Origin of the sequence: Miniphocaeibacter massiliensis (genome assembly GCF_900232905.1) — a bacterium.
GTDB lineage: Bacteria > Bacillota > Clostridia > Tissierellales > Peptoniphilaceae > Miniphocaeibacter > Miniphocaeibacter massiliensis.
The window spans coordinates 78149-97790 of sequence record NZ_OCTQ01000003.1; the positions used below are offsets into that span (position 1 = coordinate 78149).

Below are 19642 nucleotides of genomic sequence, written 5' to 3' on the forward strand. Positions count from 1 at the left end.
GAATTGTATTATAAATTTTTTTTATTATCAAATTATTAAATATTGTTTATATTTTAACATTTTTCGTTTTAATTATTGAATTTTTTATAAAGAATCTACCATTATTTCTTTCTATTTTAGTCTTTACTATTTCCCATTAAAAAAATAGTAAAGAACAATATTAAATTCTTTACTATTTCAAAATATTTTTATTGTATTTTACTTTGTCCTTCAATTTTTAAAACTCTATCTAAGATTCCATCTTTAATGCAATAAACCTTACCAGCTAAATTTGGTATTACACATGCATGGTTAGGAATAATATTTATTTTATCACCTATTTTAAATGATATTGGTTTATTAGATTTTAAAAATCCATGTTCTTCATTTAACTTATGGATTATTATTGAAGGATCTTCCTTTATATATCCATATCCTTCTCTAAATCCTACTAAATCGCTACTCAAAGTTTTTGTTCCAGCATCTATAATAGCAGTATTTTCATCTGGTCTTGATACTACTGTAGCAAGTATTGTAAGAGCACATTTTTTTTCATCAATTAAATTTGTTGTTAATTGAGCGCAATCATTAAATATATAATTTCCAGCTCTAGCCTCTGTTATACCTTTTAATTCTTCTGGAAATCTTATTGAGAAAGAACTTCCTCCACTAAGTATATCCATTTTAAGTCCAATTTCTTCTAAAGATTTTACAGAACTTATTATATCTTCTGATTCCCTTTTACTTCGTTTTCTCATTTCCTCTATATCTTTTAGACCGTAAATATCACCGCCATAATATAAAATTCCTTGAATATCTATTCCTTTTAATCCCTTTACTTTTTTTCCAAACTCAGTTAACTTACTTCCTAAAGGCAATCCTCCTCTTGAAATTCCTCCATCTACTTCTATTAATACTGGAATCTTCATATTTATTTTCAAACCAAGATTTGAAAGTCCATTTGCTCCTTCTATGGAATTTATAATAGTTCTTAAGGTAATTCCTTCCCTCTTAAGCAATTTTCCATATATTTGTAATTTTTCTTCTCCTATTAATGGAAAAGCCAATAATATATCTTTTATTCCACCATCTGCCATAACTTCAGCCTCTCCTAAGGTAGCTACGGTAATTCCTTTTGCACCTAATTTTTGTTGAAGTTGAGCTAAATAAACAGATTTGTGAACTTTAATATGAGGTCTATGAGCAATTCCTTGTACTTTTAAATTATTAGCTACCTCTTCTATGTTTTTTTCAACTTGATTCATATTTATATGAACTGCTGGTGTATTCATTTCTGACATATTATTACTCCTTAATTAATTAATTTATCTACTATAACTTTTATCTTCATCTGTTTCTCTGATTTCATTCAAATATTTATACAATGTATATTTAGACATTTTTAAATAGTCACAAGCTATATCTCCCGATTTAGAAATTAGAAAAAAACCTTTTTTATCTAAAAATGTTAAAATTTTAATTTTATCTTCTTTTGACATATCATCTACTGGTTTGTTTAATAATAATTTTGCTTCATTTATAAAATGATCTATTAAATCTCCTACACTATTTGCAAATATCTCTTCTATTTCTTTCTCTGGAGTATACATGGTAATATTCTCTATAGATTTGCCTAAATTCATATAATCAGATATATCTGTATTCAAGCAAAGAGATCCTATTACTTCGTTATTTTCATTCCTAAAAAAATATGTTGAAGAACGCAATACTTTTCCGTCTTTTGTCTTTGTAAAATAACAGTAACTATCTCCTGTATTTTCATTAGTATTTTTTCTAATAGCTTCTAATCCTAAATTTGTTCCACCATCTCCTACTTTTCTACCTGTAATATATCCATTTTCTATTGCTACAACTGAGTTATCATAATCATGATAAACATGATCATGTAATATTACCTCTGTATTAGATCCAAATTGAGAAGCTATCATTTTAACTAATCTCTTTAAATTTTCTATATCGTCCATTACACTTTTCATTTATTTCCCCTTTATACTATTAAAATTACTACTACTAGTATATTATTATTAACAGAAATTTAAAAGCGTATAATATATACGCTTTTTTATAATACTTCTGGATTTCTAGTATCCATTACTATTTTCATTTTTTCTTCATGAGTTAATACTTTATTTTTAGTGCCTAATGATACTATCACAATTAAAATTAACGAAATTATTGTCGCTGGAATTGAAGGTCCTTTAAAAGTATTTAATATGAAATTATTAACAGCTGGTATCAATAGAAAAGATATTCCAAAACCAGTTCCTCCAATAACAGCAGCTAATCCTCCTTGCCATGTGGCTTTTTTCCATAAAGCTCCAACAAACATAGCAACTGAAACTCCAGGTATAATTGATCCTATTACATTTGTTATATAACTCATAACATCTTTCGCAAATAATGTTGCAATAAATGCAAGTGCTAAGGTTCCTATTGTTGCAATTCTACTCCACAATGTCATTTTCTTTTCCGATATATGTTTTCCTCCTGTTGCTATTGGATAAACATCTGTTAAAAGTATATTTACAGCCGCTATAGCATCTGAATCTCCTGAAGATAACGTAGCTGATAAACCTGAAATCATAAATATTAATCCTAACATAGGTCCCAATACAGAAGTTGCAATATAAGTAAATGAGAAATCTGGATTATTCAATACCTCTGCTGCATTGTTTTTTGTAGCTATTACAAAGGCTGCCATACCTATTAAAGCTGGTAAAAATGAAAATATAAACAATGCAATTCCTGACATTTTTAATGCTTTTCCTGCAGACTTATCATCTTTAGATGTGTAAATTCTCAAACGATATGTAGGTGTTCCACCCATAGGTATCGCTATTGAAAATATTAAATTTATCAGACCCATTAATCCTAGTGTTTTAATCCCATAAAAGCTTAAATTTCCAACATTTCCCGTAGATGTAATAACTTCTTGAATATTACTCCACCCTCCAGCTTTTGATAGCGCTGTAAATGTAATTGCAACAAATCCAAAACATATTATTATGAACTGTATAAAGTCTGTCCAAACTACTGCTAAATAACCTCCTATTAATATATATATACTAAAACCTAAAACCATTATTAATTTGGCATAAACCATATCTATTCCTGTAATAAATGATAAATATGTAGCCCCACCATTCATATGATTGCCTAGCCATATTATTTCTATAACAAACATCATGATAGCCATTACTACTCTCATTTGTTGACTTCCGTTGTAATGATACATAGCTTCTTCAGTCATTGTATTGAAACCTTTAGAACGTAATTTAACTTTTTTAGTAAACCATACCAATACAAATATACCAATAGCTGCTCCTAAACCATAAGCTGCTCCTGCCCAACCACTCTTAAAACCATTTGCTGTTGCCCCTATTGACGACCCTGTTCCTATTAATGTAGCTCCCATAGTTCCAAATATTAGGAATATTGGTAAATTACCACCACCATTTAAATAGTTAGACCCTGAGGCTTTTCCTCTAGATGTATACCAGCCAATAAAAATCATTAACGCTGTGTATATTACAAATCCTATCAAAAAAAATGTAGCATATTTTGTCCCTTCCATTTTAAACCTCCTAAATTTAATAAATAAGCTTACAAAATATTTTTTTGTTTATATTCTAAATTACCAAAAAATATTTTTGTGTAATTTAATTGACTTAATTCTATAACGTTATCATTAATTTTGTCAAGTCCGTTGTTTTTTTGTATAATCTAGTTATTTTAATACTTTATTGTATTTTTATTGTTTTTTTGTTATTATTAATTTATGCAAAATATTTTTTTGGTAGTTTACTAATTTTTTTTTAGTATATTTTTTTTGGTAAGGAGTGAAAATTATGATCCAACTTTTAATAAAAAATGGTTTTATAATAGATGGTACTAATTCTAAAGGATATATCGCTGATATTGCTGTAAACGATGGCAAAATAGTACAAATAGATAAATCTATTAATATAGAGGCTGTAACAACTATTGATGCAAATAATAAGATTGTTTCTCCAGGTTTCATAGATGCTCATAGGCATAGTGATGCATTTGCATTTAAAGATAATTATGGTGAAATACAAATCAGACAAGGAATTACTACTACAATAAATGGTAATTGTGGATTAAGTGTTGTTCCATGTCCAAATAAGTGGAAAGATGAAATTTACAGTTATCTAAGTCCTATAATAGGCTCTGTTCCTAAAGATATAAATTTTGAAACATTTTCAGAATACTTGGATGAATTGGAAAAACTAAATTTGCCTATAAACTTTGGAATGCATGTAGGAAACGGGACTCTAAGAATGGCAGTTAATGGTTTTAATAAAGGGGAATTAACTGATGAACAGTATGGTAATTTACATATTTTTCTAAATGATGCCATTAATTCTGGAGCTTTTGGAGTGTCTATGGGAATAGTATATATGCCTGAAAACATGTATGATTTTAATGGAATTATAAAGGCACTAGAGCCTATAAGAAATAAAAATATTCCATTAGTTACTCACATTAGAGGCGAAGGAGATTTACTAGTTACTTCTTTAAAAGAAGTAATTTCTATAGCTAAAGAATTAAATGTTCCTTTGCATATAAGCCACTACAAATGTGTTGGTCCTCATAACTGGGGACATCTTTTAAATAAAGCTACTGAAGTTATTAACGAAGCTCAAAATGAAGGTATGAAAATTACTGCTGATATTTATCCTTGGACTGCAGGTTCTACTCAATTGGTACAATTACTACCTCCTGAATTTTTAGAAGGAGGACATGAAAAAACTATAGAAAGGCTCAAGAATCCTATAAAAAGAGCTACGTGTAAAAATATTTTAGAAAATAAACAAGAATATTTTGAAAATTTACTTTATTCTGTTGGTTGGCACTCAATTATGATTACAACTGTCCAGACAGAAAAAAATCAACAATTTATTGGAAAGAAAGTTAGTGAAATAGCTGAAGAACTCGGAAAAGATCCTTATGATGTGGCATTTGATTTACTAATAGAAGAAGATTTAAATATATCAATGGTTAATTTTATAGTATGTGAAGAAGATATTGAAACTATTTTAAAATATCCTTTTACTTCTATAATATCTGATTCTATATATCCTGATGGAGGTCTTCCTCATCCACGTCAAATTGGAACTCACGCAAAAGTCTTACAAGAATATGTAAAAGAAAAAAATATTTTAAATTTAGAAGAGGCTATTTATAAAATGACTTATTTCCCAGCTAAAATTTTCGGTATTGAAAATAAGGGAAGAATAAAAGAAGGCTATGATGCTGATTTGTTAATATTTGATTTAGATAACATTGAAAATCATGCAAATTATATTAATCCTACTATCTCCCCAACAGGTTTTGACTATGTTTTTCTATCTGGAGAATTGACAAATAAATCTGATACATTTATCAACACTGGACTTGGCAAAGTTTTAAGACATAAATTGTAAAATTTGAATCATATCTTCTAAAGATATTTTTAACTCAAAAATAATTACTATTCTTATATTAGTAAGTTTAGAAAATATAATTTGCCAACATTTAATATACTTTTTAATAAAAAATAATATGATAGGAGAAAAAAATATGAATGTTTATGAAAATTTAAAAAAATTAGGTTATTCGTTGCCTAAGGCGCCTGCTAAAGGAGGACTTTATGCCCCTATTAAAGAGTTTGGAAATAATTTAGCTTATGTTTCTGGCTGTGGTCCACAATGTGTAAATAAAGATGTTTTAACTGGTAAAATTGGAGGAGAATTAACTGAAATACAAGGCAAAGAAGCTGCTGAAAGATGTATATTAAATGTATTATCTGTTATTGATGATAAAATAGGAGATTTGAATAAAATTAAATCATTTGTTAAGTTACTTGTTTTTGTTTCAAGTGAAGATAATTTTTTCAATCAACCTCAAGTAGCAGATACAGCTTCTAAGTTATTAAAAGATATTTTTGGAGAAGAAATAGGAATTTCTTCAAGATCTGCTATAGGAGTTAATGTTCTTCCTGGAAATATTCCTGTAGAAATTGAAGCTTTAATAGAATTAATTTAGAAAATATATTAGTTTATAATATAAATTTAATTATATTCTTACTTTGCCTTTTATTTTGTATTTGAATTAAATAATTTAGGTGTTTTATCCTTTATATTTATATTTATATTTATAAGTTTTTCTTGTAGTATAAATTATTATAAACTTTATATTTTTCGCAAAAAGATAATCACATAAATTTATATATTATGATATAATTATATACTAATATAAGCCCACGCTGCTTAGCTTGGGCTTTTATTGTACAAAAATTTAATTTAAAGGATTGTTTATATGAGTTTTTTTAAAAAAAGAATTTTAGAAGCAAAATATATATTAAAAAATGACCCTGCTTGTAAAAATTTATTTGAAGCTATGTTTTTATATCCTTCTATAAAAGCAATAATGTCTCACCATAGAGCTAAATATTTTTATAAAAAAGGTTATACTACTTTAGCTAGGTGGATATCTCAAAGAGCTAGGCATAAAACAGGTATAGAAATTCATCCTGGTGCTACTATTGGAGAAAATGTTTTTATAGACCACGGTGCTGGCGTTGTTATTGGAGAAACAGCTATTGTCGGTGATAGAGTCACTATTTACCACGGTGTTACCCTTGGTGGAACTGGCAAAGTTAAAAATAGAAAAAGACACCCTACTATAGAACATGATGTAATTATAGGAACTGGAGCTACTATCCTTGGTGATGTTATTATTGGAAGCCATTGTAAAATAGGTGCTGGAGCTTTAGTTCTACATGATATTCCTGCAGATACAACTGCTGTTGGAATGCCTGTAAGAATTATTGAGCATGGTCCAGATTATGTATTTGAAGAAGATTAACCATAAGTTATCCACAAATAATTGTGTATAACTTTACTTAATTATAAAAAAGAAGAAACTAAGCATTAGTTTCTTCCATTTCATTTCTAAATTTTTCTATTATCTTTTTTTCCATTCTTGATACTGTCATTTGGCTAATATTTAATTCCTTAGCTATTGAAACTTGAGTTTTCTTTTCAAAATATCTATCTATTAAAATTTTCTTTTCTAGCTCATTTAAATTTTTCATTACACCATCAATAAAATCTCTCATTTCAATTTTAGCAAAATCTTCATCTTCTTGACCAATTAAATCTTGAAGATTTACTTCTCTATCTTCATTTTGTGAATCCAACGAAACATCTAAAGATTGTGGAGCATATACTCTACTTCCCTCCAATGCTTCTATTACTTCTTCTTCTGTAATATTTAAATATTCTGCAATATCTTGAATTGTTGGAGATTTTTGCAAAAGTTGACTAAGGTGAGTCTTTGCATTATTAACTTTTTTAGATAGTTCTTGTATTCTTCTAGGAACTCTTATTACCCAACCTTTATCTCTAAAGTATTTTTTTATTTCACCCACTATTGTCGGAGTAGCATAACTAGAAAATTCAAAACCTTTTGATATATCATACCTTTCTATTGCTAATATCAATCCAATACTGGCTACTTGAAATAGATCATCGTATTCTATCCCTTTGTTTACATATTTTTTTGCCAAGATTTCCGCAATATACAAGTTCTTTTCTATTAATATGTCTCTTGTTTTTTTATCTCTATTTTTAGAATATTCCTCAAACAACTTTTTTATTTCTTTTTGTTCTGCTTGTTTGCTATCATTATTCATTTTAATTTACCTTTAAACTCTTTGAAAGATATATTTTATTTTCTTCAAATAAAACTTCATCCATTAAAGATTCTAGTATCATTTTTGCAAATTCGTCGGAACTATTATCTACTATTTCTTTATCTCTTATATTTTCATTTATAACATTAATTTCTATTTTATTATCACTTAAAATAAATTCAACCTCTGTTGTCTTAGATAGATTTAATTGATAGTTCATAGCTTCACTAACAGAAACTTTTATATCTTCAATTTCCTCTACGTTAAAATTTATTCTGCTAGCTATAAAAGATGAATTTAATCTTACTAATGAAATATTTTCTGAAATATTTTCTATTGTTAATTTATATATTTTGGACATTCTCTACTCCATTATATTAAATACTTTATCTAACTCTGTTATTTCAAATATTTTTTTAACATTAGATTTCATATTTATTATAGTAATTTTATTATTTTCTTCTTTTACTTTATTGTATATACTAATTAAGCTTCCTAACCCTGTTGAATCTATAAATTCTAATTTATTAGCATCTATTACTATATTCTTAGGAGTAGTTAAACTCTTAAGAACCTCAGTTTTAAAATCTTCACTTGAATATGCATCTAAATCTCCTGTTAGATTTACAATTAAATCTTCTTGATCTTCAGAAATTTTATAGTTTAACTTCATTAGCTCCTCCTATTTTTTATCTTCTATGTTTTCCACATCTTCCACATATTTTGTAACCGCTACTATTTGGTCATCATCATTTTTAACATCTTTGATCTTAACGCCCATAGTATCTCTTCCTTTAGTTGATATATCTCTAACATTAAGTCTTATTATATCACTCTTAGCTGACATTAATATTATTTCATCTTCCATAGATACTAATTTTGCAGATATTAAATTTCCTGTTCTCTTAGAGATTTTATAAGTTTTTACACCTTTACCACCTCTATTTTGAACTTTGTAATTTTTTATAGTAGTTTTCTTTCCATATCCATTTTCTGAAACAACTAGTAAATAATCATTATCTTCGATAATATCCATAGCTACAACACTATCATTAGGTGCTAAGCTTATACCTTTAACACCTTGTGCAGATCTTCCTATTGGTCTTATTGCATTTATTTTAAATCTAATAGACAACCCATTTTGTGTAACTATCATTGCTTGATCATCTTTTATAATTGAACGAACAGATATTAATTCGTCATCTTCTTTTAGTGTCAAAGCTATTAATCCAGATTTTCTTAAATTTTTAAATAAATCTAATCTAACTTTTTTAACAAGACCTTCTTTTGTAGCCATAAACAAGTAAGTATTCTCATCAAATGATTTAAATGGTATTGCAGCCTGTACTTTCTCATTTTTAGATATTTGTAGTAAGTTTATAATTGCATGACCTCTAGCTTGTCTTTTTCCTTCTGGTATTTCATATGCTTTTAGACTGTAAACTCTACCTTTATTTGTAAAGAATAATATTGTGCTGTGTGTTGATGTTATAAATAGTGTTTCAACAAAATCATCTTCTTTTGTTGTTAATCCCATTACTCCTTTTCCACCTCTATTTTGTACTTTGTAGGAGTCTGCTGGAATTCTTTTTACATAACCTTGTTTAGTTAGAGTTATCAATACATCTTCTTCTTCTATTAATTCTTCTATATCAATATCATTAAATGAAGGCTTTATTTCACTTCTTCTCTTATCACCAAATTTTTCTTTTATTTCTATTAATTCTGTTTTTATAATATTTAATAATAGCTCTTCATTTGATAAAATTTCTTTTAATCTAGCAATTTCTTTAATTAATTCTTCATATTCTTCTTGTAGTTTTTCTCTTTCAAGACCTTGAAGTCTTCTAAGTCTCATATCTAAAATTGCTTGTGCTTGAATTTCTGAAAAAGCAAATTTTTCCATTAGTTTTTCTAATGCATCTGAATATGAAGTTCTTATAATGTGAATAATTTCGTCTATATTGTCTATTGCCTTTAATAATCCTTCAACTATATGAGCTCTAGCTTCTGCTTTATCTAACTCAAATTTAGTTCTTCTAGTTACAACTTCTTCTTGATGCTCTACATAAAATGATATTAATTCTTTTAAATTAAGTACTTTTGGAACACCTTTTACAAGAGCTAAATTTATGATACCAAAAGTCACTTGCATTTGTGTATGTTTATATAAGTTATTTAAAACTATTTGAGCATTAGCATCTCTTTTTAGTTCTATTACAATTTTTAAACCTTTTCTTCCAGATTCATCTCTTAAATCTGATATTCCTTCAATTCTTTTTTCTTTTACAAGTTCAGCTATTTTTATGATTAAATTAGATTTATTTACTTGATATGGTATTTCTGTTACAACTATTCTCTCTCTATTTTTATGTTCTTCTATTTCTGCAACAGCTCTTATTATAACTTTACCTCGACCAGTATTATAGGCATTTCTTATTCCTTCTTTTCCCATAATATGAGCACCTGTAGGAAAATCTGGCCCTTTTATAATTCCATTTAATTCTTCAATCGTTATATCTCTATTGTCTATATATTCAACTATTCCATCTATTACTTCACTTAAGTTGTGAGGTGCCATATTTGTTGCCATACCTACAGCAATCCCCGCAGAACCATTTACTAGTAAATTTGGAAATCTGGCTGGGAGTACAACTGGTTCTTTTTCTCTACCATCATAGTTATCTTGAAAATCAACTGTATTTTTATTAATATCTCTTAGCATTTCTAAACATAGTTTAGCCATTCTAAGCTCTGTGTATCTTGGTGCAGCTGCTCCATCTCCATCAATAGAACCAAAGTTACCTTGACCTTGTACAAGAGGGTATCTCATATTGAAATCTTGTGCAAGTCTTACAGTTGCATCATAAATGGCTGAATCTCCATGAGGATGGTACTTACCCATTACCTCCCCTACAAGTCTTGCTGATTTACTAAAGGATTTATCTGGAAATAAGCCTTGTTCTTGCATACCAAATATTATTCTTCTATGGACAGGCTTCAATCCGTCTCTTACATCTGGTAAAGCACGAGAAACTATAACGCTCATGGAGTAATCCAGATATGATTTTCTCATTTCATTATTTATATCAACATCTATTATATTGTCATGTTTTTGTATTATATCTGACATTCTTTCCTCCTAAGCATCTATATTTTCTGCATATATTGCATTTTCTTCTATGAATTCACGTCTTGGTTCTACTTTATCACCCATTAATGTCGTAAATGTTTCATCTAAAGTTAACATTTCTTCTTGATCTAAAGTTACTTTTAAGAAAACTCTATTTTCAGGATCCATAGTTGTTGTCCAAAGCTGGTCGGCATTCATCTCTCCAAGACCTTTATATCTTTGAACTTTTAAATTACTTCCTCTACCAAGTTCATCTAATGAATTATTCAATTCTTCTTCACTATAACAATATCTAATTACCTTTACTCCTCTTAATATTCCATATAGTGGAGGTTGAGCAATGTAAATATGTCCTTTTTCTATTAATTCTCTCATAAATCTAAAGAAAAACGTCAATAATAATGTTCTAATATGAGCACCGTCAACATCGGCATCTGTCATTATTACTATTTTTCCATATCTTAAATTATCTAGTGAAAATTCGCTTCCAATTCCTGTACCAAAAGCTGTTATCATATTTTTTATTTCATCTGAACTAAGAGCTCTATCAAGTCTAGCTTTTTCTACATTAAGTATTTTTCCTCTAAGTGGTAGTATAGCCTGAAATTGACTATCTCTTCCGCCTTTTGCTGATCCACCAGCAGAATCCCCTTCGACTATAAATATTTCATTATTTTCTATATTTGTATCTATACAATCAGATAATTTTCCTGGTAGTGGAGTATTATCTAAAATTGATCTTTTTCTAGTTAAATCTCTTGCTTTTCTAGCAGCTTCTCTAGCTCTCGCTGAACTCTGAGCTTTTTCTATTATTATCTTAGCTACTTTAGGATTTTCTTCTAAAAAAGTTGATAATCCTTCATATAGTTTTGACTCAACTACTCCCCTACTTTCACTATTACCTAATTTTGCTTTTGTCTGTCCCTCAAATTGTGGCTCTGAAAGTTTTATAGATACTATAGCTGTAAGTCCTTCTCTAGCATCTTCACCTTGTAAGTTGTTATCTTTTTCTTTTATCAAATTAAATTTTCTACCATAATCATTTATAGATCTTGTAAGTGCAGTTCTAAATCCTACTAAATGTGTTCCACCTTCTGGAGTATGAATATTATTTGCAAAAGTTAATACATTTTCAGAATAACTATCAGTATACTGTAATGCAATTTCTACATAACTTTTATCTTTTTCTCCTTCAATATATATAACTTCTGAATGTAGTGGATTTTTATTTCTGTTTAAATATTCAACAAAGGATTTTATTCCACCTTCATAATGAAATTCTACTTTAGTTTCATCTCTCCTGTCTTCTAAAGTTATTCTTACTCCTTTGTTTAAAAATGCCATTTCTCTAAATCTTGTTATTAAAATTTCTTTTTCAAATTCTACAGTTTCAAAAATTTCAGAATCTGGTTTAAATCTTATTTCTGTACCAGTTTCACTTACCTTTTTACCTTTTTTTATTTCTGTTACAACTTTTCCTCTTGAGAATTCTTGTGTAAATTCATAACCATCTCTATGGACTGTTGCTATTAAAGATTCTGAAAGAGCATTTACAACTGAAACCCCTACTCCGTGAAGTCCTCCTGAAACTTTATATGCATCATTGTTAAATTTACCACCTGCATGAAGAATTGTTAATACTGTCTCTAATGTAGATTTTCCAGTCTGAGGGTGTCTTTCTACAGGTATTCCCGAACCATTATCTCTTACTGAAACTGTTCCATCTTCATATATAATTATCTCTATAGTATCCGCAACTCCAGCTAATGCCTCATCTATACTATTATCTACTACTTCATATACTAAATGATGTAGCCCCTTACTGCTCGTTGATCCTATATACATACCTGGTCTAAGTCTTACTGGCTCTAAGCCTTCCAATACTCTTATATCACTAGCAGTATAATGTCTATCTTGACTCATCTATTCTTTTCCTTTCATTTATCACTTAATAATTCTTATATTTTTATCTTTTAACATAAAAATTCTAAAATCTAATTCTTTTATGTCATCTATAAAATCAAAATTTGTAGATGTAATAATCGATTGATAATCATTTATAACATTTAACAAATATTTTATTCTACTTGTATCTAATTCTGAAAAAACATCATCTAAAAGTATTATTGGCTTTGTTTCTTTTAATTTTTCGTAAATTTTTATTTGAGCCAATTTTAAACTTATGGTTAAAGTTCTCTGCTGGCCTTGCGAAGCAAAAACTCTGCTATTTCTTCCATCAATATTTATTACAATATCATCTCTATGACATCCTATTGTAGTAAATCCCATTTCTTTGTCTTTTTCTATATTTTTCATAGTTTCTAAGTAAAGATTTTTTTCTAAGTCTTCACCGTATTTTTTTAATATAGTATTATCGTATTCAATAGAAATATTTTCTTTTCTTTCAGTTATTTCAGAATGTATAATTTTGCTTAACTTGTTCAATGATGTAGCATATTTATTTCTCATTTTTATTACAATGATGCCTTCAGTCACCAACTGTTTTGTTACAGCTTTTAATTGTTCATTGAAATATTTTTTATTTTTTCCATATTTTAATAAATAATTTCTTTGATCTAATATATTATTATATTTTACAAGGACTTTATTATATGAAGGTATAAGTCCTGTAATTACTTCATCTATAAAATTTCTTCTATAAGACTTACTATCTTTTATTATTTTTATATCTTCAGGAGTAAATGTAACAATATCAAAAAAGGTTCTTAACTCTTTCATCGTGTCTATTAAATCTTCGTTAATTCTAATTTGCTTTTTCTTATCTCTAGATAATTTAACTTCTATTATTTCAGAAACTTCATCTGATTCAATATCAACTCTAATATAAGAATTTTCTTTATCAAATTTTATTAAATCAACTTCTTTAGATGGTCTAAAACTTTTTCCCTTGGCACTAAAATACACAGCCTCTAAAATATTAGTCTTACCTTGTGCATTATCTCCAACTATAATATTTGTTTTTTTATCAAATTGTATATTCAAATTATCAAAATTTCTAAAATTTAGAAGATAAGAATTCTTTATAATCAATTTGTACTCCTATTCAATAAAGAATTTTTGCCCTTCGTATTCAATAAAATCTCCAGGTCTTAATTTTTTACCTCTTTTTATTTCAACTTCTCCATTAACTTTAATTTCTCCATTTTGAATTAATTCTTTTGCTATTCCTCCTGAAGAAACTATATTTGCTAATTTTAATAATTGTTCTAATTTTATAAAATCTGTTGTTATTTTTATATTATTCATTATTCTCTTCCTAGTCTTACTGGTAACACTAAGTAAGTATAATCTATATCTTCATCTACTGGATGTATTATACAAGGATTAAGTGAACCTGTTAACAGTATTTCGCAATTTTCACTATCTATTACTTTTAAACCATCTAACAAATATTTTGCATTAAAAGCAATATCTATATCTTCTCCTTCTTTCATACAAGCTATATTTTCATTTACATTTCCATATTCAGAATTCGAAGTAATATTTAAGTTATTATTTTTTACACTTATTTTTATTAAATTAGCTTTTTCTTCCCTAGCTAAAAGAGAAGCTCTTTCTAGTGAGTCCTGAAAATCTTTTTTATTTACTTCAACTTTTGTACTATATTCATCAGAAATAATATCTTTATAATTTATAAACTTTCCATCCAAAAGTCTTGAATATACTAAAGTGTCATCTAAGTCAAATACTATATTGTTTGATATAAAGTCTATTTCAATACTTTGATCATCTTCTAATATTTTTTGTAATTCAACTAAAGCTCTTGAAGGTATTATCTCTTTAACATCTTCTTTACACTCAATATTAAATTTTCTCAAAGATATACGAAAACCATCTAGTGCAACAAAATTTAGTTCATTATTGGCTAATTCTACCAATACACCTGTAAGTGCAGGTCTAGTTTCATCTTGTGAAGATGCAAAAACTGTTTGTTTTATTGCGTTTTTAAGAATATTTGTTTCTAATTTTATATTTTTATCTCCATCCCTCTTTGGTAATGGAGGATAATCTGAATAATCTTGCCCAATTAAGTTAAATTCTGAGTTCATACATTTTATTTGTATATTATCTCCTACAACATTCACTTTTATAGGAGCATCAGGTAATTTTCTAACAATATTCCCTATCATTGAAGAATTTATTACTATTTGTCCTTCTTCTTCCACTAAACAATTTACCTTTGTTTCTATACTTAATTCTAAATCTGTAGAAGTTAGTATAAGGCAATTATCCTTAGTAGTAAATAATATTCCTTCTAGTATTTGTATAGTAGTTCTAGATGAAATAGCTTTTTGAGCAATACTTATATGTTTGAGTAATTCTTTTTGACTAATTTCAAATTTCATTATAAATCTCCTTAAATAAATTATAATAAAAAATAGTAGTAGTTATAGTAGGGGGTGTGTATAATGTGGATAACCACTATAACTTCCTAGATATTCACTTTTGAGCTATTGATAAACAAGTTGATAGAATATTAATAAAACATTGAGTTATCAACATTATCAACAAAAATATTAAAAATTTAAATTAAATAAAATAATCCACAACTTATCCACATATATATCAACATATTTTTGTGGATTATTCATTTTTAATAATCTTAACTATATTATCTATTTCTATTTTAAAATTATCATCATTCTTTAAATCATTATTTATTTTTTCAACTCCATGCATTATAGTGCTATGGTCTCGATTAAAAGATTCAGCTATTTTTAATAATGACAGATCTGTTAATTGTCTAGACAAGTACATTGCAATTTGTCTAGGATATGCAATTTGTTTAGATCTATTTTTAGAACAAAGATCTTCAACTGTAAGATCATAACTATTTGCAATTATTTCTTTAATTAAATCTAAAGTAATAGGTCTCATTTCGTTTTCAGCGATAACTTTTTTTAAAGCTATTTTGGCTTTTTCTAGAGGAATATTAGGCTCATTTAAAAGTTTTGAATATGCAATAACAGTCATTAAAGCACCTTCTAACTCTCTAATATTAGATTTTATGTTCATAGCTATATATTCTAGTATATCCATTGAAACAACAGCATTTTCAACATTTAATTTAGCTTGTAAAATAGCTACTCTAGTTTCATAATCTGGCATTTGAATATCTGCCATAAGCCCCCATTCAAATCTTGAAACCAATCTTTCCTCTAAAGTTTCAATTTCTTTAGGAGGTCTATCAGAAGATATGATAATTTGCTTATTTTGAGAGTATAAGTCGTTAAATGTATGGAAAAATTCTAACTGAGTACCAACTTTTCCAGCTATGAATTGTATGTCATCTATTAATAAAACATCTATATTTCTGTATTTATTTCTAAACTGGCTATTTTTTTTAGTACTTTTATCTCCTATTGAAGAGATTAGTTCATTAGTAAATTTTTCGCTACTTAAATAAGCTACTTTAGCATCTGGATTGTTATCTATAATTTCGTGAGCACAAGCCTGCATTAGGTGAGTTTTTCCAAGTCCAGGACCACCATATAGAAAAAGTGGATTATAAGCAGAAGCAGGATTTTTAGCTACTGCTAAAGCTGCAGATAGAGCAAATTCATTAGATTTACCCTTAACAAAAGAATCAAAAGTATATTTTGGATTTAACATTTGTTCAGCTTTTATTCTTTCCACATCTCTTTTTTCAGAATCCTTATCTTCTACTACCTCTGAAAAATATCTTTGACCACCAGGTTTAGTTTTCACCTGATATTGTTTGTACTCAATATCTGTAGGAAGAATTATTTTTAATTTGTAATCTTTTTTTAAAATAAAGCTAAGTATTTCTTCTAGGTCTGCTAGGTACTTGCTTTCTATCATCTTTTTTGTAAATCCATTAGGAGCTGAAACGATAAATTCTGAAGTAGTTAAATTTATTGGAGTTAGTGGTTGTATCCAAGTGTTAAATGTTACATCAGACATATTAACTTCTAAAACGGATAATAATTCAGACCAAGTCATATTTAAATCCATAAAAACCTCCGAGTTATAAACAAGTAATCCACAAAATAAAATTAATAATACCTGTAAATTACAATATATGGAAAAGTAATCCACAAAATGAGCAACTTATCCACAAATAATGTGGATTACTTAAATTAAGGCTAAAAAAATAGAGAATTGAAGCATTTTAGTAATGGTTATTCTCTAAAATTAAATATTATCCACAACTTATCCACAACTTGTGAATAATAAATTTATATTTTTATATTTTCAACACTAGTATTATAACAAATATCTATTCTTAATTCAAATAGATAAATTAGAAAAACATTGAAAAATCAATATTCGTTGATAAATTAAATCACAAGAAAATTAAAAAAATTTAAAATAAAAACAAATTGTGGAAAAGTTATTATAATATTTAAATTGCAATATTTCTTGACAGTTTGCTTAAGCATTTATATAATTTAACTTAGTGTTTTATGTTTTTAAATTGAGATGTCTTTAAGGAGGTGCAATTAATAATGAAAAGAACTTATCAACCAAATAGAAGAAAAAGAAGCAAAGATCATGGTTTTAAAAAAAGAATGTCTACAAAAGCGGGTAGAGCTGTACTAAAGAGAAGAAGAAGTAAAGGTAGAAAAGTAATTTCAGCATAGACCACTACTTAGTGGTCTTTTAAATTTATGGAAAAAGAAAAAAGATTAAGAAGTAATAGAGATTTTAGAAAAGTTTATAAAAAAGGTAAAGGGTATTTTAATAAACACTTTACAATTATAATTAGAAAAAACAAATTACAAGGATCTCGTGTTGGTTTCTCTATTACAAAAAAACATGGAAATGCCGTAGAAAGAAACAAATTAAAAAGAAGATTAAAAGAAATAGTAAGACATAATTTCAATTTAATTAAAGAAGGATACGATATAGTAGTTATCCCTAAACAAAACACTAAAAATTTAAGTTATCAAGAGTTGGAAAAATCTGCGACACATCTACTAAAGATTTCTTTTAAGAGGTGATAGTATGAAAAAAATAGCTATTTTTCTAATTAAATTTTATCAAAAAAATATATCTCCATATTGGGGTTCAGGATGTTGTAAATATTATCCAACTTGCTCACAGTATTCACTACAAGCATATAGTAAGTATGGATTTTTTAAAGGAACAGTCTTGACGGTATGGAGAATTTTGCGATGTAATCCTTTTAGTAAAGGCGGCTATGATCCATTAAAATAACATTTAGGAGAACAGAATGAATTTTTTAAGTCCATTTATTGGAAAAGTTTTAGAATATATTTATACTTTTATTTCTAAAATAGGTACAGAACCTAAAAATATATCTTATTTTGCCATTTCTATATTAGTTTTAACATTAATATACAAATTATTAATGTTACCTGTAACATTGTCTAATGCAAAGATGCAAAAAGTAAATGCTAAATTACAGCCAGAAATGGAAAAATTAAAGAAAAAATACAAACATGACCCACAACTTTATCAACAAAAAGTTATGGAATTACAAAGAGAAATGGGATTTAATCCACTGGCATCTTGTTTACCACTTATAATACAAATGCTTATAATTATTTCATTATTCCCAGTAATGAAAGATCCTATGAAGTATATGGATATATCTAAGGATATTGCTAGAAACTTTTTCTGGATAAAAGATATAGCAGGCAAAGATCCAACGGTATATACTTTACCTATAATATTAGCTGTTACACAATTTTTATATACAAAGGTTACAATGGCTAAGCCACAGAAAAAAGATGGAGAAAAAGACCCTATGCAGTCTATGAACTTCACTATGCAATATGCAATGCCGATAATGATGTTTTTCTTTGCAAAGACTTATCAAGCAGGATTGGCTTTATATTGGACATTTGGGAATATAGTTGAGATGAGCATTAGATTAATATTAGATAAATCTAAAAGAGAAGAAGAGATTGCGGAAAAACAAATAAAGAAGAAAAAAGAAGAGATTGAAGTTAAAAAGACTAGCAAAAATTCTGGTAATAAAAAGAAAGGAGCCTAAATGAAATCAACAGTAAAAATTGCAAAAACGGTTGAGCAAGCAGTATCTGCTGCGTTAAAAGAACTTAATTGTTCTAGAGAAGAAGCAATTGTTGAAATTTTAGAAAAACCAAAAAGTGGTTTATTTGGTTTAATAGGTTCTAAAGATGCCGTAGTAAAAGTATCTTGTGAAGAGAATATTGAAGAACTACTAAACGATGTAGTTGATACTAAAATAGAAGAAAAAGAAGAAATTCTTGATGATATAGAAGAAACTGACAAAGATAAAGTAATAGTTGAAGAAATAATAGAAAAAGAAGAAACAGAAAATTTGACTAAAAAAGAATCTGTGTCTAAAGAAGAGATAGAATTAAAAACTAAACAGTTTTTAAATAATATAGTTACTAAAATGGGAATAGAAGTAAATATTGAAACTTTTCATGAAGATAATTTCATAAAGTTCAATATAATCCCAGTGAACCAAGATGATATAGGTATTATCATTGGTAAAAGGGGAGAAACTTTAGATGCTATTCAATATATAATAAATTTAGTTGCCAATAGAAATTCTGAAGAGTATTTAAGAATTTCTGTTGATTCTAATGGATATAGAGAAAAAAGAATAAAATCATTGGAATCTTTAGCTAAAAAAATGGCTGGAAAGGCAAAAAAATATAATAGAAACATGAAACTAGAACCTATGAATCCATATGAAAGAAGAATAATACATTCTGCTTTACAAGGAATTTCAGGAATTACAACTGCTAGTGAAGGTGATGAACCTTATAGAAGAGTTATAATAAAAGTTAAAAGAAAGAATAAATAAA

General features: G+C 27.4%; 20 protein-coding genes. 8 read left to right on the plus strand and 12 right to left on the minus strand.

The window, feature by feature from the left end; all coding sequences use genetic code 11:
* Window positions 1-188 precede the first annotated feature (188 nt).
* From CS899_RS06600 to CS899_RS06610, 3 genes are all read right to left on the minus strand, one after another.
* Window positions 189-1280, minus strand: coding sequence for an alanine racemase (locus CS899_RS06600; protein WP_100065394.1), 1092 nt, complete (start codon window positions 1278-1280; stop codon window positions 189-191).
* A gap of 24 nt (window positions 1281-1304) precedes the next feature.
* Window positions 1305-1976 (minus strand): helix-turn-helix transcriptional regulator, encoded by a 672-nt coding sequence (locus tag CS899_RS06605; protein WP_100065395.1) that lies wholly within the window; start codon window positions 1974-1976, stop codon window positions 1305-1307.
* An 86-nt stretch (window positions 1977-2062) separates the two neighbouring features.
* On the minus strand, window positions 2063-3574 hold the full coding sequence (locus CS899_RS06610) for a sodium:solute symporter family protein (protein ID WP_100065396.1): 1512 nt from the start codon (window positions 3572-3574) through the stop codon (window positions 2063-2065).
* Between the two features lie 274 nt (window positions 3575-3848).
* Here CS899_RS06610 and CS899_RS06615 point away from each other — a divergent pair, with 274 nt between their 5' ends.
* The 3 genes from CS899_RS06615 to epsC all read left to right on the plus strand — a co-directional run bounded on the left by CS899_RS06615 (window position 3849) and on the right by epsC (window position 6870).
* A complete protein-coding gene (locus tag CS899_RS06615; RefSeq protein ID WP_100065397.1) occupies window positions 3849-5447 on the plus strand; it encodes an N-acyl-D-amino-acid deacylase family protein in 1599 nt (532 codons plus the stop codon).
* Between the two features lie 136 nt (window positions 5448-5583).
* Window positions 5584-6048 carry a RidA family protein gene (locus tag CS899_RS06620; RefSeq protein WP_100065398.1) on the plus strand — a complete coding sequence of 155 codons (465 nt, stop codon included), beginning with the start codon at window positions 5584-5586 and terminating at the stop codon, window positions 6046-6048.
* Window positions 6049-6321: 273 nt separating this feature from the next.
* Window positions 6322-6870, plus strand: coding sequence for a serine O-acetyltransferase EpsC (gene epsC, locus CS899_RS06625; protein WP_100065399.1), 549 nt, complete (start codon window positions 6322-6324; stop codon window positions 6868-6870).
* A 58-nt stretch (window positions 6871-6928) separates the two neighbouring features.
* On the opposite strand, the gene CS899_RS06630 is transcribed toward epsC, so the two are convergent.
* The 9 genes from CS899_RS06630 to dnaA form a co-directional block, all read right to left on the minus strand.
* Complete coding sequence (locus tag CS899_RS06630; RefSeq protein WP_100065400.1) at window positions 6929-7699, minus strand: SigB/SigF/SigG family RNA polymerase sigma factor; 771 nt, start codon at window positions 7697-7699, stop codon at window positions 6929-6931.
* Window position 7700: 1 nt separating this feature from the next.
* The gene (locus CS899_RS06635) at window positions 7701-8060 is read right to left on the minus strand and encodes an ATP-binding protein (protein WP_100065401.1); all 360 of its coding nucleotides are present in this window, start codon (window positions 8058-8060) and stop codon (window positions 7701-7703) included.
* Between the two features lie 3 nt (window positions 8061-8063).
* The gene (locus tag CS899_RS06640; protein WP_100065402.1) at window positions 8064-8372 is read right to left on the minus strand and encodes an STAS domain-containing protein; all 309 of its coding nucleotides are present in this window, start codon (window positions 8370-8372) and stop codon (window positions 8064-8066) included.
* 9 nt (window positions 8373-8381) lie between these two features.
* Window positions 8382-10832 (minus strand): DNA gyrase subunit A, encoded by a 2451-nt coding sequence (gene gyrA / locus CS899_RS06645; protein WP_100065403.1) that lies wholly within the window; start codon window positions 10830-10832, stop codon window positions 8382-8384.
* A gap of 9 nt (window positions 10833-10841) precedes the next feature.
* Entirely contained in the window at window positions 10842-12755 is a 1914-nt protein-coding gene (gyrB, locus tag CS899_RS06650) for a DNA topoisomerase (ATP-hydrolyzing) subunit B (RefSeq protein ID WP_100065404.1), read from the minus strand.
* Between the two features lie 21 nt (window positions 12756-12776).
* Window positions 12777-13883 (minus strand): DNA replication/repair protein RecF, encoded by a 1107-nt coding sequence (recF, locus tag CS899_RS06655; RefSeq protein WP_100065405.1) that lies wholly within the window; start codon window positions 13881-13883, stop codon window positions 12777-12779.
* Between the two features lie 9 nt (window positions 13884-13892).
* The gene (locus CS899_RS06660) at window positions 13893-14099 is read right to left on the minus strand and encodes an RNA-binding S4 domain-containing protein (protein WP_100065406.1); all 207 of its coding nucleotides are present in this window, start codon (window positions 14097-14099) and stop codon (window positions 13893-13895) included.
* Window positions 14099-15199 (minus strand): DNA polymerase III subunit beta, encoded by a 1101-nt coding sequence (dnaN, locus tag CS899_RS06665; RefSeq protein ID WP_100065407.1) that lies wholly within the window; start codon window positions 15197-15199, stop codon window positions 14099-14101. Before dnaN ends, CS899_RS06660 begins: the two co-directional genes overlap by 1 nt.
* A gap of 238 nt (window positions 15200-15437) precedes the next feature.
* On the minus strand, window positions 15438-16829 hold the full coding sequence (dnaA, locus tag CS899_RS06670; RefSeq protein WP_100065408.1) for a chromosomal replication initiator protein DnaA: 1392 nt from the start codon (window positions 16827-16829) through the stop codon (window positions 15438-15440).
* 494 nt (window positions 16830-17323) lie between these two features.
* On the opposite strand from dnaA, the gene rpmH reads away from it, so the two are divergent.
* From rpmH to jag, 5 genes are read left to right on the plus strand one after another with little or no spacing between them, the layout of a single operon-like run.
* Window positions 17324-17458 carry a 50S ribosomal protein L34 gene (gene rpmH, locus CS899_RS06675; RefSeq protein WP_100065409.1) on the plus strand — a complete coding sequence of 45 codons (135 nt, stop codon included), beginning with the start codon at window positions 17324-17326 and terminating at the stop codon, window positions 17456-17458.
* 27 nt (window positions 17459-17485) lie between these two features.
* Window positions 17486-17818, plus strand: a complete 333-nt coding sequence (gene rnpA, locus CS899_RS06680) for a ribonuclease P protein component (RefSeq protein WP_100065410.1) — start codon at window positions 17486-17488, stop codon at window positions 17816-17818.
* A gap of 4 nt (window positions 17819-17822) precedes the next feature.
* Window positions 17823-18035 (plus strand): membrane protein insertion efficiency factor YidD, encoded by a 213-nt coding sequence (gene yidD, locus CS899_RS06685; protein WP_100065411.1) that lies wholly within the window; start codon window positions 17823-17825, stop codon window positions 18033-18035.
* A 16-nt stretch (window positions 18036-18051) separates the two neighbouring features.
* A complete protein-coding gene (locus CS899_RS06690) occupies window positions 18052-18837 on the plus strand; it encodes a YidC/Oxa1 family membrane protein insertase (protein ID WP_100065412.1) in 786 nt (261 codons plus the stop codon).
* Window positions 18838-19641, plus strand: a complete 804-nt coding sequence (jag, locus tag CS899_RS06695) for an RNA-binding cell elongation regulator Jag/EloR (protein ID WP_100065413.1) — start codon at window positions 18838-18840, stop codon at window positions 19639-19641.
* Window position 19642 lies beyond the last annotated feature (1 nt).

Coding starts and splice junctions, on each gene's coding strand:
- CS899_RS06600 (WP_100065394.1), bottom strand. CDS start 1,280: ATGTCAGAAATGAATACACCAGCAGTTCATATAAATATGAATCAAGTT.
- CS899_RS06605 (WP_100065395.1), bottom strand. CDS start 1,976: ATGAAAAGTGTAATGGACGATATAGAAAATTTAAAGAGATTAGTTAAA.
- CS899_RS06610 (WP_100065396.1), bottom strand. CDS start 3,574: ATGGAAGGGACAAAATATGCTACATTTTTTTTGATAGGATTTGTAATA.
- CS899_RS06615 (WP_100065397.1), top strand. CDS start 3,849: ATGATCCAACTTTTAATAAAAAATGGTTTTATAATAGATGGTACTAAT.
- CS899_RS06620 (WP_100065398.1), top strand. CDS start 5,584: ATGAATGTTTATGAAAATTTAAAAAAATTAGGTTATTCGTTGCCTAAG.
- epsC (WP_100065399.1), top strand. CDS start 6,322: ATGAGTTTTTTTAAAAAAAGAATTTTAGAAGCAAAATATATATTAAAA.
- CS899_RS06630 (WP_100065400.1), bottom strand. CDS start 7,699: ATGAATAATGATAGCAAACAAGCAGAACAAAAAGAAATAAAAAAGTTG.
- CS899_RS06635 (WP_100065401.1), bottom strand. CDS start 8,060: ATGTCCAAAATATATAAATTAACAATAGAAAATATTTCAGAAAATATT.
- CS899_RS06640 (WP_100065402.1), bottom strand. CDS start 8,372: ATGAAGTTAAACTATAAAATTTCTGAAGATCAAGAAGATTTAATTGTA.
- gyrA (WP_100065403.1), bottom strand. CDS start 10,832: ATGTCAGATATAATACAAAAACATGACAATATAATAGATGTTGATATA.
- gyrB (WP_100065404.1), bottom strand. CDS start 12,755: ATGAGTCAAGATAGACATTATACTGCTAGTGATATAAGAGTATTGGAA.
- CS899_RS06660 (WP_100065406.1), bottom strand. CDS start 14,099: ATGAATAATATAAAAATAACAACAGATTTTATAAAATTAGAACAATTA.
- dnaN (WP_100065407.1), bottom strand. CDS start 15,199: ATGAAATTTGAAATTAGTCAAAAAGAATTACTCAAACATATAAGTATT.
- dnaA (WP_100065408.1), bottom strand. CDS start 16,829: ATGGATTTAAATATGACTTGGTCTGAATTATTATCCGTTTTAGAAGTT.
- rpmH (WP_100065409.1), top strand. CDS start 17,324: ATGAAAAGAACTTATCAACCAAATAGAAGAAAAAGAAGCAAAGATCAT.
- rnpA (WP_100065410.1), top strand. CDS start 17,486: ATGGAAAAAGAAAAAAGATTAAGAAGTAATAGAGATTTTAGAAAAGTT.
- yidD (WP_100065411.1), top strand. CDS start 17,823: ATGAAAAAAATAGCTATTTTTCTAATTAAATTTTATCAAAAAAATATA.
- CS899_RS06690 (WP_100065412.1), top strand. CDS start 18,052: ATGAATTTTTTAAGTCCATTTATTGGAAAAGTTTTAGAATATATTTAT.
- jag (WP_100065413.1), top strand. CDS start 18,838: ATGAAATCAACAGTAAAAATTGCAAAAACGGTTGAGCAAGCAGTATCT.